We start from the raw sequence: 13874 nt of genomic DNA, 5'->3' as shown, positions 1-13874 counted from the left end.
GAAAGATCGCATGTCAGACATCACCCAAAAGAAGATGGAGCAAATCGCGCAGATGTGGAATGCGCGCGGCAAGGGTCTGATAACGCATATGGCGCTTGAGATCGAAGAGGTCTCGACCGAAGGTGTTCGGGTTCGGATGCCGTTCAATCCGGACTTTTGCGTCGATGCGGAACAATCACTGCTCCACGGTGGTATCCTGACGGCACTTCTGGACAGTGTCTTTGGACTGGCGAACTTTGTTGCCATCGAAGGCGTCAGTACCATGGCCACTCTTGACCTCAGAGTTGATTACCTGCGCCCGGCCCGTTCGCGCGCGGATGTCATCGTTCAAGCGCATTGTTTTCGCAAGACCCGTCACATCGCCTTCAATTCCGGCAGCGTCTGGTTCGCGGGCCATGAGGATGCTGAAATAGCCAGGGGAACCGCCTCGTTTGCATTGACGCGCGGCGAAACCAGCCTGTTTGACGCAATGACAAAAGGAAAAACCTCGTGATGGACGTGCAAACTGTCAATGCCAATGTATCCCGGGTGCCGTTCTTCCGATTTCTCAACTTTGAGGTCAGAAGTCTAGACAGTCTCCATGCTGAGGCGGAAATGACCTTTGATGACCGCCATATCGGTAACCCGATCATGGAGTACTACCATGGCGGCATAATCGCGAGTTTTATGGAGGCCACTGCCGCCATCGCGGTACAGCCCGATTTCGCCGACGTTCCGGCCAAGCCGATCAACCTGACCGTCGATTACCTCAGACCCGGTGTGAAGGGACCGCTTTTTGCCCGCGCTAACGTCACGCGCAAAGGCAAGCGGATGGCAAGCGTCAGCGTGCTCAGCTGGCAGACGGATCGGGAAAAGGCGGTTGCCGAAGGGCTGTATCACTTCCTTCTGGTCTGACCGGGGCAACCGCTTTCAGGGCTACCTTGTCCTGTGGACGGGGCCGCTTCCCGGTTACAAATGCCTTCCAGTAACAGATTGATGAGCATGCTGGAGAATTCAGGCAGTGATAGATATCCTTCCACTCCTGCCTTGTTCGGGTCGAACCATTCCACCGTCCAGTTTAAGGCACCCAACATCACCTGGCGCAAGGGGACGATCTTGATATCCGACCGTATGGCACCGTCGTCCTGAGCTTCACGGAGTATCCAATCCCAGAGTTTTCCATACTCATGGCGAATACCCCTGTGCCTCTCCCTGAAATGATTGGGGAGCATTCCATAACTTCGGATGTTCGCCGAGGTAAATTCGCTTGCCTTGAAGAGGAAATCCAGGTGCGTCCAGATTGCGGTCGCTATCCTGGCGTGATGATCGTAGGGGGCATCGAATTGCCGAACGGCGGCTTCGACACCTGATAGCAGGTCCTTTAGTCCGGCGTTCAGCACTTCGTCAACGATCGCGTCCTTGGAATTGAAGTGGTAATAGACGCTGCCCGCTTTCAAGCCAGCATTGTCCGCGACCTTTCTCAGAGTCGTCGCCTTGTAGCCATTGTCCCTCAGAACGCGCGCTGCGGCCGTTAGTATTTCTGCACGGGTCTTAGCCGCCTTGCTGCCAGGGTCCGGAGTTTTGACGGGAGTGGCGGGACACAGCTTCAAGCCTTCTGTATCAGCACTGTCATGCAAACACATTCCGTCAAGTATCAGCTTACTCATTCGTTCCGCGAGGATGCGCACCGGATACTTGTCGACATCGTACCATTCCACGGTCCAGTTCATGGCACTCAGGATGAACTGGCGGATCACAGCAGTGGATATGTCACTTCGAAGGTGGCCGGCGCGTTTGGCGTCATTCAGGAATTTGCCCCAGGCACCTGCATATGATGCACGCAATTCGCGATGCGGGGCGCGTGTTTCGTCCGACAACATCGGATAGTTCCGAATATTAGCTGACGTAAAGTCACTGTCGGTCAACAGATAGGCAAGGTGTGTTTCAATCAGGGTTCCGAAAGTCTTGCGAAAATCCTCCGAACTTGTCGGTGCCGGCCGAACGATTTCACTGACCGTCTGATATAGTTGACGGACGCCAATTTCGAGAACTTCGCTCAGAATTTGGTCCTTGGATTGAAAATGGTAATAAATGCTGCCGGCCTCAATGCGGGCTTCCTGCGCGATGTCGCGCATCGTCGTTGCATGATAACCTTGATACCGAAAAAGTCGCGCGGCCGCAGCGAGTATGGCTTCGCGGGTCCTCTCCGACTTGCTTAGATCGTCATACACTATCTTGGTATCTTCACTCTGTCGTGCCATCCATTGTCGATACTTGTTGGCCCTGTGGCTGTCCATTGCAATAAATCTAACAGACGTTAGAATACATCCGAGAGAGTGTCGAATCAACTCTTTTCAAGGTGCAACGGAAGAGGAGGACCTCCACATGCGAGGATTGAGTGGAAAACGGGTCGTCGTGACCGGCGGTGGGAGCGGCATCGGCCGAGCGGTTTGCGAACGGTTCGGCGCAGAGGGCGCCGAAGTTGCCGTTTTCGATCTGAACAAGGATGGGGCGGATGAAACTGTCCGACTGATCATCGACGCGGGTGGAAAGGCCCAGGCCTTCAAAGCGGACATCACCGATCGTTCTCAGGTCGACATGGCAGTGGCCGCGTTCGAGGCCGGAGGCCCGATTGACGTGCTGGTGAACAACGCCGGCTGGGACGTGATCAAACCGTTCCTCGATACCGATGCCGATCTTTGGAAAAAGGTCATCGACATCAATCTTTATGGCCCGCTCAACATGCATCACGCGGTGCTTCCGGGCATGGTCAAGAACGGCAGCGGCCGCGTGGTCAATATCGCGTCCGACGCCGGACGCGTCGGATCATCCGGCGAGGCTGTGTATTCGGCCTGCAAAGGTGGCATCATCTCGTTTACCAAGACCGTGGCGCGCGAACTTGCACGCAATGGCATTCAATTGAACGCGGTCGCCCCCGGACCGACCGACACGCCTCTGTTCGCGCAGGTTGCCGAAGGCGAGGCCGGTCAAAAGATCGCTGAGGGTCTCAAGCGGGCGATTCCGATGAAGCGCCTGGCGCAGCCGTCAGATTACCCGGGCATCATCTGTTTTCTGTCGTCCGACGACGCGGGATTCATCACCGGTCAGGTGATTTCGGTTTCGGGCGGCTTGTCCATGCACGGTTGAAACGCTGACAGCTGCGACGGAGACAAGGCGCTGCTGCCAAACCGTGCCAAGAGTTACTCCTCGACTGGCCGCGCCTTATGTGCGGCCCCTTTTTATTGTAGAAAGGTTGCGAATGTTTCAGCCAAGCTCTGAAATCCAGCGAACAAGCACGCTGACCGCTTTTCTGAATGACTGTGAGATTGACAGCTACGAGGAGCTCGTCGGCCTATCGAACGAAGAGCCCGAATGGTTCTGGGGCCGGATCATCGACCATGCCGGCATGCGGTTCGCGCAGCCTTACACCCGGTTGCGAGATATCTCCACAGGGCCCGAATCGATCAGATGGGCCGTGGGAGGCACGTTGAATCTGACAGAAACCTGTCTTGACGCCCGAATTGCCGATGGCCTGGGCGACAAGACCGCAATCGACTGGGTCGGTGAAGACGGAAGCCGCCGTCGCTGGACCTACTTCGACCTTGCCGCCGAAGCCTCCCGCGTCGCCTCGGCCCTTGCCGCGCGCGGTGTAATGCCGGGTCAGGCGGTGGGCATTTATATGCCGATGATCCCCGAAATCGAGGCCGCGCTTCTGGGTATCGCGCGGCTGGGCGCGGTTGCGGTACCGCTGTTCTCCGGCTTTGCGCCCCATGCCATCGTATCGCGCCTGAGCGATGCGGATGCCGTAGCGGTGTTGACAGCGGATGCCACACCCCGACGAGGCAAGCCGGTCTGGATGGAGGCGACCCTTGCCCAGGCTTTGACCGACGTACCATCGGTTCATACCGTTATCAGCCTGCGACGGTTCGGCGGTGCAGTGGCCGATCCGGTCCGCGATCTGGACTGGAGCGAAACCATAGGCCGCGCCAGTCCGGAGTTTGCCGCCGTTCCGGTCAAGGCCGAAGACACCTTTCTGATCGCCTATACTTCGGGCACCACCGGGCGGCCCAAGGGCGTCGTGCATACCCATTTGGGCGTGCAGGCGAAGGCCACGGCCGATATCCTGCTTTGTCTCGACATGAAACGGGACGACCGGCACCTCTGGATGACCGACATGGGGTGGGTCATGGGACCGCTCACCCTATTGTCGGTGCTCTTGGCCGGTTCGACTCTGGTACTGGCCGAGGGCGCACCATCAATGTCCGGCGATCCCTTCAGGCTGCTGCGTCTTGCGTCCGAAATGGAGGTCACACATCTCGGCGTGGCCCCGACTCTGATACGGCAGTTCATGACGCAGGATACGGAAACTTTGTCGGGCTACGACCTGTCGCCCCTGCGGATTGTCGCCTCGACCGGTGAACCTTGGACCGACGACGCCTGGCTCTGGCAGCTCGATCATATCTGCCGCCGCCGCGCCGTGCCGCTGAACATCTCGGGCGGGACCGAGCTTTTTGGCGCGATCCTGACCTCGACCGTGCTACACGAGATCAAGCCCGGCGGATTTTCGGCCCAGGCACTTGGCGTCGGCGCCAAGGTGCTGCGGGAAAACGGCAGTGAAGCCGCGCCGGGCGAGGTGGGGGAACTGGTGGTGACTCAACCGCCTTTGGGTTTGACCCCGGCCATCCGGGGCGACCGCGAGCGCTACCTTGAAACCTATTGGTCCACCTTCCCGGGCATGTGGCGACACGGAGATTGGGTGCGCTGCGATCCGGACGGGACATGGTATATCCTGGGCCGGTCCGACGACACGCTGAACATCGCCGGCAAACGCATCGGCCCGCCCGAGATTGAGGCGGCCCTGACCGAAACCGGAGAGGTGGTGGACGCCGCTGCCATTGCTGCACCCGACGATATCAAAGGCGTGGCCGTCGTCTGCGTCTGTGTGGCAGCCCAGGGCGTCACGCCTGACGCAGAGCTTGTGGAGCGGCTCAAGGATCGGGTCGGAGAGATCGTCTCGAAACCCTTCCGCCCGCGCGAGATCCACTTTGTCGAGGCCCTGCCCAAGACCCGCAGCATGAAAACCATGCGCCGGATCGTGCGCGCGGCCTTTCTGGGCGAAGATCCGGGCGATCTGTCGTCGATCAGCAACCCGGAAACCATTCAACCCATCGCAGACCTGCAAAAGGAAAAGCCATGATCACTGTTTTCGGAGCCACGGGCACCACCGGCGCCCCTCTTGTCGATACGCTTATGGCAAAAGGCGCGACCGTGCGTGCTGTCACCAGCGACCCTTCCAGGCTCGATGCGCTAAAAGCCAAAGGATGCGAGGCGGTCGTTGCGAATTTCACGGACCCTGCCGCGCTGGCGCGGGCCTGTGACGGGGCAGAAAAGATATACCTGGTCACGCCTGCCCATCTGGACATGCGTCAGTGGAAGGCGAATGTGATCGCGGCGGCCAAGACCGCGGGGGTGCGCCATGTTGTCGTGGCCACCGGGCTTGGCGCCTCGCCCAAGGCGGGGCTGACATTTGGGAAATGGCATTCCGAAACCCAGGAACTGCTGAAGCAAAGCGGCCTTGACTGGACCTTCGTCCAGCCGACCTATTTCATGCAGAACCTGCTCTGGCAGGCCGGCAATATTGCAAAAGATGGGGTCTATTACGACGATCTGGGCGGCCCTGTGGCCTGGGTCGACGCCCGCGACATCGCGGATGTCGCCGCCGAGGCGCTGACCGCTCCGGGGTACGAAGGCAAGGCTCTTGGTCTGACCGGGCCCGAAGCTCTTACCGGAGAATATATCGCCGCCCTCCTGTCCAGGGTGACCGGGCGCACTGTCACCTGCGCACCCCTGTCGGCCGAAAATGCCAAGGCGGGCATGGTGGCTGGCGGAATGCAGGACGAGGTCGCCAGAGCCATGGTCGAATTGGCTTCCATCGCGCCCAAGGGCTACCTTGCCGGCATCGAGACCACGGTCAGCGATGTGATGGGACGCCCGGCGCGCCGATTTGCCGATTTCGTCGCCGAGAACCGGGATGCTTTCGTCAAGTAACCTGATGGCGCCGCCGCTTTATCTCGAACTGGCGCCGACTGAGGAAGCGGCCAAACAGATCGACCATTTGTTCGTGTTCCGCGATACCGGTGTGCTGAGCGGTGGTGGACGCGGGCGGTTCGCAACCGACCTCTTTACCCTTTCGGTAACGCGCGACGACAGCGGCGGCGGGCGCGTATCGCTGGCAGAACCGCGCCCCTATTTTTCGCCCCGCCCAAGGCCATTCCAGGGTGTCGTGGCCGGGCTGCGACTGTCGTCACGACCGCAGCGATTTCCCGACTCCACAGGGCTGGACATGCTGGCCTCAGAACTGGCCCGGATTCAGACCGGGGACGATGACCTGCCTGCGCTCATCGCGGTGCTTGACGGCCTTGCGAGAGACCTGCGCTTTGCCGCACCAACCGGAGCTTACAGCGACCGGACCAAACGTCGAAAGGTGCGGGCGGAAACCGGCGTGTCGCGGCGGCGGCTTGCGACCTTGCGACGCTTTCGCCGGGCTCTCGGGCAGCTTGCGTCAAAGACCCTGCCGCTGAGCGATCTGGCGCTGGACGCCGGATATTACGATCAATCTCACTTGTCCGCCGCTTGCCGGATCTTCGCCGGCAAACCGCCCGGCGCGTTGCGCGCTCTGTCTATTCCGCGTCGTTTTGACCTTTTGCTACAAGATACGCGCCTCAAAGACCGCCTAAGATTGGTCATTGACGAATGAAATCGAAGAGGAAGACCCGCCATGACACAATTCAAACCGAAAAACCCCGACTATGACGCACGCGTGCGCAACAGTTTCGATCGCCAGAAGGCAATGAACACGTTGGGGATCAGCATTGCCGAGTTGTTACCCGGCCGCATCGTTCTGGAAATGGCACATCAGGTTGCACTGACCCAGCAGCATGGGTTTTTGCATGCCGGAATCGTGTCGACAGCGCTGGACAGCGCCTGCGGATACGCGGCCTTTTCGCTGATGCCAGCGGACGCGGCAGTGTTGACGGCCGAATTCAAGATCAACCTACTCAACCCGGCGGACGGCGCACGGTTTCGCTTCGTCGCTGACGTGGTGAAACCAGGCAGGACGCTGACCATATGCGAGGCGCGTGCCTATGCCGTGAAGGGCCAGGATGAAAAGCTCGTCGCAACGATGACCGGAACGCTCATGGCGCTGATCGGGCGGGCGGGGGTCGCGGACTGAGCGCAACCCGGCCGCAGCACATCCGATCCGGGCGGCCGGGCCGATTATTCAGACAGCTGGATCAGCTGTTCCAGCGGCTCGCGACCTCGGCCAACCGTTTCCCGTAGGCTCGCGCGGTATCCAGATCGCCGCCAGCAGGTTCAGACCTGCCAAGCGGTAATGTTAGCCTTTAGCAGTGCGGTCGCCGATTGTCCGTCGTCAGGGTTTTTCGGAGAGCTGAGACTGTATCGTAACGGAGGATCTGGTTCGGTTTCTGTTCAAGTTTATGCTGCAGCGGCCTGATGCTGCAACCGTAATTGGAACGGATGGACGCCCACGGTGCCGATGGGCTGCCGTCACGCCGGAGTTTCCAGTCAGGGCTGAGCTGGCGCACCATTCTGGCCAAGCGCGAGAATTTTCGTGCTGCCTTCGCCGGGTTCGACTTTCGGGAGTTGCGAACTTTGACGACAACGACATTGAGCGCCTACTTGCCGATGAAGGAATTGTTCGCTATCGAGGCAAGATCGAAGCCGTGATCAACAACGCTCGCCGTACTTTCGAGGTCGTCCAAGAGGAAGGCTCCTTCGCTGCATTCATCTGGCTATATGAACCTGCCAAGGACGACGCACTGCCACAAATGCGGTCCAAATCACCAGCGTCCGAGACCCTGTCCAAAGATCTACGAAAGCTTGGCTTCAAATTCGTGGGACCGACCACCGTATATGCATTCATGCAGGCCATGGGATTTATCAACGATCACGCAGAAGTCTGTTGGATGCGAAAGGACGTCGGAACAGCCCGAAACACCCTTCGCACACCGACATAGGCAACTGTCGGCCAATTAACGTGAAAAAAATCAGGGCCACTTAGCGTGGAAAGTCACAGACAGGTTTCGCGTCAGTCGACCGAGACTTCAGAGCCTTGAGAGTAGCGTGGCCAATTGAGCGGCGTCTTTGGGTTTCAGCTTTGCGCCGATCCTTTCCGACAGAACCCGTTCATAGATCGGCCACATCGCCCTCCTGACAGATTTACCCTTTTCAGAGATAGAAATGTTTTGACCTCGCCCATCTTCCGAGCAGTTCCGTCGGTCCACCAGCCCTGCTTTCACCATGCGGTCCAGCAACCGCGATGTACCGTATTGGGGTAACAAAATCCGGTCTTTGAGTTCGAATGGACGGAGTCCGTCCGGGCCTGCCTTCTCGAGTTCGAGAAGCGCGTCATACCATGCAAGTGGCGGGTATCCTGCCGATTTCAGAGACGATTCGACAGCCTCAAGCAAAACGCGGCTTTTAGTCATGAGGGCTGTCCAGGCGGCCTCAGTAGCATGGTCAATCTCGTTCATATCCAGCACATATCATATACATGTAAGTGCATCAACCTTGACGTCGCATGTGACGCGCTATATATAGATGCAAATGCATCGACATATGGGATCATATCATGTCACAATCGCACCTCACAGAATTTGGGATATTCCTGCTCCGTATAGCACTCGGTATCATGTTCCTGGCGCACAGCCTGTTTCTCAAGCTCTTCATTTTCACACTTCCCGGAACGGCGCAGTTCTTCGTTTCGATCGGGCTGCCCGGCTGGTTTGCCTATATGATCTTTGCAGTCGAGGCGATTGCCGGTGCCCTTTTGGTCCTCGGCGTACAGGCTCGGTGGGTCGCGTCGGCGACCGTGCCCATCTTGGCCGGAGCAACCTGGGCTCACTCAGGAAACGGCTGGATGTTCGGATACGAGAACGGCGGGTGGGAATACCCGGCCTATCTGACGCTGCTTGCCGTCGTGCAAGGACTTCTGGGCGACGGCCGTTTCGCCCTCAGCCCCTCCTTCGCGCCCGGCAACGTGCAGATGGAGGGAGAGACAACATGAGCCTCCACCTCATTAGCCATGCGCTCTGCCCATATGTGCAGCGCGCAGCGATCTCGCTCACTGAGAAAGGTGTCACGTTCGAGAGAACTCACATCGATCTTTCGAACAAGCCCGACTGGTTTCTTGCCATATCTCCGCTGGGCAAGACGCCTGTCCTGGTTGTGAACGGGACGCCGATTTTCGAATCTGCGGTTATCCTCGAATATCTTGAGGATACACAACCCCACGCACTTCATCCGCACGACGCTCTCGATCGCGCCCGCCACCGTGCCTGGATTGAATTTGGATCTGCTGTCTTGAACGACATTGCGGGGTTCTACTCGGCGCCGAACGATAAAGCGTTGGAAGCAAAAGTCGCGGCGCTCCGCGCAAAATTCCTTCGGCTGGACGCGGAGCTTGGGGAGGGACCATGGTTCGACGGCCACCAGTTCAGCCTCGTCGATGTCGTATTCGGCCCGGTCTTCCGCTATTTCGACGTTTTTGACGCCATCGGAGAGTTTGGCGTCTTCACAGGGCTTGCCCGTGTAAGGGCCTGGCGATATGAACTGGAGCGTCGGGTTTCTGTGAAGAGTGCCGTCAGTGAAGACTACCCGACTCTTCTGCGTGACTTCATCAGACGGCGCAATTCTTACCTGTCCCAGATCATGCAGACAGGAGGGCCGAAGAAGACTGTTACACAGGTGCAATCGGCTGATCGCCGATCACTTGATATCGTTCTGTCGGGCCGCAGTGCAGAACCGGACGTTTGAGTTCGCTTGGTGAATACCCGCTCTGTCCCGCACATCGGATAGTCGCCGACTTTCCCTTGAAGGCCCGCAGCAGCCCCAACCGGCACTTGCCGGCATTCCATGCCCGTCCGTGCGAAGCGCCGGGTGACCTGCTGCCCCCACAGCGCAACCGGGAACAAACCACCGATCGCGCTGATGAATGGCTCAGGGATCGAAGAATCCGCCTGAGCTCAAACCCCCGGGAAAACTCCAGCCGTGTGGTCCGACAGAGGGCAGCACGTCAATCGCGGGTCAATCTATCCCGGTTGGTGGACCACTTTCAGGGGGCTACTCCAAAGGGCGGGGATGAGAAGCTCGTCGCAACGATGACAGGAACGCTTATTTCGCTAGTGGGGCGAACGGGCGTGGCGGGGTGACGATCGGGTCGGAGCAAAAATTAATCTGCGAGCCGCGCTTCTAGGACATGCCGCTGGACCTTTCCGCTGGTCGATCTGGGAAAATCCTCGAACGCGATGAAGCGAATTTCGCGCGGCCGTTTGTAGCCTGCGAGGTTGTCGCGGCACAAATTCATCAGCGCTTCGGCATCCGGCCCGTCCTTGCCGCGGGCGACAAAGGCCACCGGACTTTCGCCCCATTTCACGTCAAATGCCCGTACGACTGCGGCATCGACCACCCCGGGATGAGATAGAAGAACACGCTCGATCTCCGCAGGATAGACGTTCTCGCCGCCGGTCTTGATCAAGTATTTGGCCCGGTCCACAAAGTCGATGGTTCCGTCCGCATTGCGCCGGAACAAGTCGCCCATGTGGAAAAAGCCGTTGCGAAAGTCATGGGCATTGGCGTCGTCCGCGTTCCAGTACCCTGAAAACAATGTCGGACCCCGCACAGCCATTTCGCCTGGCGTTCCATCCGTCACTTCTTGGTCGTCGGGATCGACGAGCCGAACCTCGCAAAGTGCGCTGATGCGCTTGGAAAGGCGGTCCGGAGTCACACCTGGCGCAATTAGATCGGCGGACCCCGGCGGCAGGCCGGTTTCGGTTGCGCCGAAGGAATTCAGATAGGGCGTGTGGAGAAGGGCTGTCAGTTCCGCGATCTGATGCGGCGGCACCAGATCGGCCATGGCGCCGCAAACTTTGATACCCTTCAGCGGCAAAGGGTTGGCGCGTCGTTCTGCGATAAAGGCGTCCAGCGCACCGGGCATCATCACGAACCAGCCGATCCGGTGGCGCGACAGAGCCTCGTTGATGACCGCAGGCTGCAAACCGTCAACCATCACCACGGTTCCGCCCCGCAGGACCGTCGCCAACCCATGATCGGTGGACGCCATGTGGAACATTGGCGCCCAGGCGATAAACCCGTCGCCGGGGTCCAGCGCCAGCTGCGCCGCAAAAGCCATGGATCTGGCGATATGCGCGCGGTGGCTGATGAGCGCGCCCTTGGGCAGGCCCGTGGTCCCTGAGGTATAAAGGATCGTCAGACCAGCCTCTGGATCGTCGACCATGGTTCCGATGCGCGGGTCCGGTCCGGCCGCGGCAATGGCCGTTTCCAAATCCGGCCCGATAATCAGACAGGGCGTTGCCGCGACGGCCCGGTAAGCTTCTGAAAGGTCCGGTTCGACGACCGCGAGAACCGGCGCGACCAGATCTATGCAGTGCCGCAGTTCATCGGAAGCAAGCCGCCAGTTCAGACAGGCGACGATCGCGCCGATTCCCGCTGCGGCGAGTTCGACCTCCAGGTATTCAGAGCGGTTGTGCGACAGGATCGCAATCCTGTCGCCCGGCGCAACGCCCCTGGCCAGAAACACGGCAGCCAGACGATCGACCCGCTCCAGCAGCTCGGCATAGGTCAATTTCCTGCTGCCGTCCTCGATGGCCAGGGCGCGGGCGCAGTCTTGCGCGCGGGTTCGAAAGATCGAATACAGATCAGCGCGCCCCGCGCGGATGACGTCGGTCAGCATGGTTTACCCCTTGCCCGGCCTTCGGTTCAGAGACCCTGCGCCAGGCGCACGCCCTCATCAATGGCGCGCAGCGCATCCAGTTCAGCGGCCTCTTTTGCCCCGCCGATCATCGTAACCGGGACGCCGCGCGCGGCAAGCTCTTGGGCCAGGGTCCGTTCCGGTTCCTGACCGGTGCATAGCACAATTGTATCGGCCGCAATGACCTTTGGCATTCCGTCCGCGACGATATGCAGTCCCGCATCGTCGATACGTTCATAGGTCACGCCGCCCATTGCCTCGACCCCATGTTTGCGCAGCGCGTTGCGCAGGATCCACCCTGTCGAAACACCAAGCCCCGCGCCCGGTTTGGCCGTCTTGCGTTGCAGCATAACGACCTTGCGGCGCGACGGTTTCGGTGCCAGAGGGTCGCCCGCCAGGGCACCCGACGATACAAATTCGGGGTCCACACCCCAGGTTTCGCAAAAGACGTCGGAGTTGGCAGTCTTGGCGGGTTCGGTCACCAAGAACTCGGCCACATCATGACCGATGCCCCCTGCCCCCATCACGACGACACGGTCGCCCGCCAGACGGTCGCCGGACAGAATTTCGGCGTAAGTCGCGACGCTGTGATGGTCGATACCCGGCAGGTCGGGAATGCGCGGCATGACCCCGGTGGCGATAACCACATGGTCGAAGCCTTCAAGATCGCTCACGTCAGCACGCTGCCGCAGACGCTGCGTGACCCCGTGTTTTTGCATCTGACCGGCATAATACCGAAGGGTTTCGTCGAATTCGTCCTTGCCCGGTGCGGCGCGGGCCAGATTCAGCTGACCGCCCAGCTTGTCCTGCGCCTCGAACAGCGTGACAGCATGGCCCAGCCGCGCCGCCTCGGCGGCTGTGGCCATGCCCGCGGCACCACCGCCAACGACGGCCACTTTCTTTGGCGTGTCGGCTGGCGTATCCCGGAATTCCGTTTCACGCCCGGCCTTTGGATTGACCAGACATCCGACCGGACGGTCAGAAAAGATGAAATCCAGACAGGCCTGGTTGCAGGCGATGCAGGTGTTGATCTCGTCCGCGCGGCCCTCTCGCGCCTTTTTCACGAAATGCGGATCGGCCAGAAACGGGCGCGCCATCGAGATCATGTCCGCATCGCCAGAGGCAAGTATGTCTTCGGCAAGCTGGGGTGTGTTGATCCGGTTCGAGGCGACCACCGGGATCGACACGGCCGCTTTCACGTTGGCTGCCGCCTTGCGCCAGGCACCGCGCGGCACCGGATAGGCGATCGTCGGCACGCGGGCCTCGTGCCAGCCGATGCCGGTGTTCAGAATATCCGCACCTGCGGCCTCGATCTTGCGGGCCAGTGCGGCAATTTCATCGGCGGGCGCGCCGCCCTCGATCAGATCGGCCGCCGAAATCCGGTAGATGACCAGAAAGTCGGGGCCGCAACGTTCGCGCACCGCGCGCACGATCTCGACCGGGAATCGGTGGCGGTTCGCGGCGCTGCCGCCCCAGTCGTCTTGGCGCTTGTTGGTATGGGTGACGGTGAATTCGTTGATCAGGTATCCCTCGGACCCCATGATCTCGACGCCATCAAAGCCTGCGGCCTGCGCATTGGCGGCCGCCACGGCAAAATCCTCGATGGTACGGAGAATGTCGGCTTCGGTCATTTCACGCGGGATGAAACGGTTGATCGGAGCGCGGATCGGCGACGGGGCGACACAGCCTTCGATCTTGGCATAGCGCCCGGCGTGGAGGAGTTGCGCGCAGATCAGGCTGCCTTCGGCCTGCACCGCCTCGCAGATCGGGCGCAGGTCAAGCGCTTCTTCCGGGCCATCGATTCGCGGACCTTCTGGATCGAATATGCCCTCGGCATTGGGCGAAAACCCGCCGGTGACCAGAATCGCCGCCTCCCCCCGCGCACGCTCGGCGTAAAACGCGATCTGTTTGGCTATGCCGTCAGGCTCGGTTTCCAACCGCGTGTGCATCGACCCCATGATGACACGATTTCGCAATGTATGTTGGCCTGCGCGGATGGGCGAGAGCATGGTTTCAAAGCTTCCATCTGGTCTATTTTTCACTTCGGTTCTCCTCCTCAAAACTGCACTTGATCTACAATCTAACATTTGTTAGATTTTTTTGG

Annotated in this window: 13 protein-coding genes and 1 pseudogene; 10 read left to right on the top strand and 4 right to left on the bottom strand. The window is 59.8% G+C overall.

Annotated elements, in window-relative coordinates:
* Window positions 1-10: 10 nt before the first annotated feature.
* Together QNI11_RS26115 and QNI11_RS26110 are read left to right on the top strand one after the other, a co-directional pair.
* The gene (locus QNI11_RS26115) at window positions 11-493 is read left to right on the top strand and encodes a PaaI family thioesterase (protein ID WP_027264417.1); all 483 of its coding nucleotides are present in this window, start codon (window positions 11-13) and stop codon (window positions 491-493) included.
* A complete protein-coding gene (locus QNI11_RS26110) occupies window positions 493-894 on the top strand; it encodes a PaaI family thioesterase (RefSeq protein WP_028093915.1) in 402 nt (133 codons plus the stop codon). Before QNI11_RS26115 ends, QNI11_RS26110 begins: the two co-directional genes overlap by 1 nt.
* On the opposite strand, the gene QNI11_RS26105 is transcribed toward QNI11_RS26110, so the two are convergent.
* Window positions 876-2210 (bottom strand): TetR/AcrR family transcriptional regulator, encoded by a 1335-nt coding sequence (locus QNI11_RS26105; RefSeq protein WP_283984003.1) that lies wholly within the window; start codon window positions 2208-2210, stop codon window positions 876-878. The two genes, QNI11_RS26110 and QNI11_RS26105, sit on opposite strands and share 19 nt — an antisense overlap.
* Before the next feature lie 154 nt (window positions 2211-2364).
* Here QNI11_RS26105 and QNI11_RS26100 point away from each other — a divergent pair, with 154 nt between their 5' ends.
* From QNI11_RS26100 to QNI11_RS26075, 6 genes and pseudogenes are all read left to right on the top strand, one after another.
* Entirely contained in the window at window positions 2365-3126 is a 762-nt protein-coding gene (locus QNI11_RS26100; protein ID WP_088652151.1) for a glucose 1-dehydrogenase, read from the top strand.
* Window positions 3127-3238: 112 nt separating this feature from the next.
* A complete protein-coding gene (locus QNI11_RS26095) occupies window positions 3239-5176 on the top strand; it encodes an AMP-binding protein (RefSeq protein ID WP_100931406.1) in 1938 nt (645 codons plus the stop codon).
* Entirely contained in the window at window positions 5173-6027 is an 855-nt protein-coding gene (locus QNI11_RS26090) for an SDR family oxidoreductase (RefSeq protein WP_283984002.1), read from the top strand. The genes QNI11_RS26095 and QNI11_RS26090 overlap by 4 nt, the downstream gene beginning before the upstream one ends.
* Before the next feature lie 4 nt (window positions 6028-6031).
* Window positions 6032-6736 carry an AraC family transcriptional regulator gene (locus tag QNI11_RS26085; RefSeq protein WP_254698509.1) on the top strand — a complete coding sequence of 235 codons (705 nt, stop codon included), beginning with the start codon at window positions 6032-6034 and terminating at the stop codon, window positions 6734-6736.
* Window positions 6737-6757: 21 nt separating this feature from the next.
* Entirely contained in the window at window positions 6758-7213 is a 456-nt protein-coding gene (locus QNI11_RS26080; RefSeq protein ID WP_088652155.1) for a PaaI family thioesterase, read from the top strand.
* Between the two features lie 305 nt (window positions 7214-7518).
* Window positions 7519-8018, top strand: a pseudogene (locus tag QNI11_RS26075) (DNA-3-methyladenine glycosylase I).
* Window positions 8019-8105: 87 nt separating this feature from the next.
* Here the strand turns inward: QNI11_RS26075 and QNI11_RS26070 are convergent.
* Complete coding sequence (locus tag QNI11_RS26070; protein WP_084658444.1) at window positions 8106-8534, bottom strand: MarR family winged helix-turn-helix transcriptional regulator; 429 nt, start codon at window positions 8532-8534, stop codon at window positions 8106-8108.
* 98 nt (window positions 8535-8632) lie between these two features.
* Between QNI11_RS26070 and QNI11_RS26065 the strand changes: the two genes are divergently transcribed.
* Complete coding sequence (locus tag QNI11_RS26065; protein ID WP_040608736.1) at window positions 8633-9067, top strand: DoxX family protein; 435 nt, start codon at window positions 8633-8635, stop codon at window positions 9065-9067.
* The gene (locus QNI11_RS26060) at window positions 9064-9816 is read left to right on the top strand and encodes a glutathione S-transferase family protein (RefSeq protein ID WP_088652156.1); all 753 of its coding nucleotides are present in this window, start codon (window positions 9064-9066) and stop codon (window positions 9814-9816) included. The genes QNI11_RS26065 and QNI11_RS26060 overlap by 4 nt, the downstream gene beginning before the upstream one ends.
* 415 nt (window positions 9817-10231) lie before the next feature.
* Here the strand turns inward: QNI11_RS26060 and QNI11_RS26055 are convergent, their stop codons facing one another.
* Both QNI11_RS26055 and QNI11_RS26050 read right to left on the bottom strand, forming a co-directional pair.
* Window positions 10232-11752, bottom strand: coding sequence for a class I adenylate-forming enzyme family protein (locus QNI11_RS26055; protein WP_088652157.1), 1521 nt, complete (start codon window positions 11750-11752; stop codon window positions 10232-10234).
* A gap of 26 nt (window positions 11753-11778) precedes the next feature.
* The gene (locus tag QNI11_RS26050; protein ID WP_088652158.1) at window positions 11779-13779 is read right to left on the bottom strand and encodes an FAD-dependent oxidoreductase; all 2001 of its coding nucleotides are present in this window, start codon (window positions 13777-13779) and stop codon (window positions 11779-11781) included.
* Window positions 13780-13874 lie beyond the last annotated feature (95 nt).

The sequence above is a fragment of the Sagittula sp. MA-2 genome, assembly GCF_030126985.1.
Taxonomy (GTDB): domain Bacteria; phylum Pseudomonadota; class Alphaproteobacteria; order Rhodobacterales; family Rhodobacteraceae; genus Sagittula.
Note: the sequence above shows the minus strand (reverse complement) of the source record. Positions and strands in the feature narration are given on the sequence as shown.

Coding starts and splice junctions, on each gene's coding strand:
- QNI11_RS26050 (WP_088652158.1), bottom strand. CDS start 13,779: ATGCTCTCGCCCATCCGCGCAGGCCAACATACATTGCGAAATCGTGTC.
- QNI11_RS26080 (WP_088652155.1), top strand. CDS start 6,758: ATGACACAATTCAAACCGAAAAACCCCGACTATGACGCACGCGTGCGC.
- QNI11_RS26065 (WP_040608736.1), top strand. CDS start 8,633: ATGTCACAATCGCACCTCACAGAATTTGGGATATTCCTGCTCCGTATA.
- QNI11_RS26060 (WP_088652156.1), top strand. CDS start 9,064: ATGAGCCTCCACCTCATTAGCCATGCGCTCTGCCCATATGTGCAGCGC.
- QNI11_RS26110 (WP_028093915.1), top strand. CDS start 493: ATGGACGTGCAAACTGTCAATGCCAATGTATCCCGGGTGCCGTTCTTC.
- QNI11_RS26100 (WP_088652151.1), top strand. CDS start 2,365: ATGCGAGGATTGAGTGGAAAACGGGTCGTCGTGACCGGCGGTGGGAGC.
- QNI11_RS26115 (WP_027264417.1), top strand. CDS start 11: ATGTCAGACATCACCCAAAAGAAGATGGAGCAAATCGCGCAGATGTGG.
- QNI11_RS26090 (WP_283984002.1), top strand. CDS start 5,173: ATGATCACTGTTTTCGGAGCCACGGGCACCACCGGCGCCCCTCTTGTC.
- QNI11_RS26085 (WP_254698509.1), top strand. CDS start 6,032: ATGGCGCCGCCGCTTTATCTCGAACTGGCGCCGACTGAGGAAGCGGCC.
- QNI11_RS26055 (WP_088652157.1), bottom strand. CDS start 11,752: ATGCTGACCGACGTCATCCGCGCGGGGCGCGCTGATCTGTATTCGATC.
- QNI11_RS26095 (WP_100931406.1), top strand. CDS start 3,239: ATGTTTCAGCCAAGCTCTGAAATCCAGCGAACAAGCACGCTGACCGCT.
- QNI11_RS26070 (WP_084658444.1), bottom strand. CDS start 8,534: ATGAACGAGATTGACCATGCTACTGAGGCCGCCTGGACAGCCCTCATG.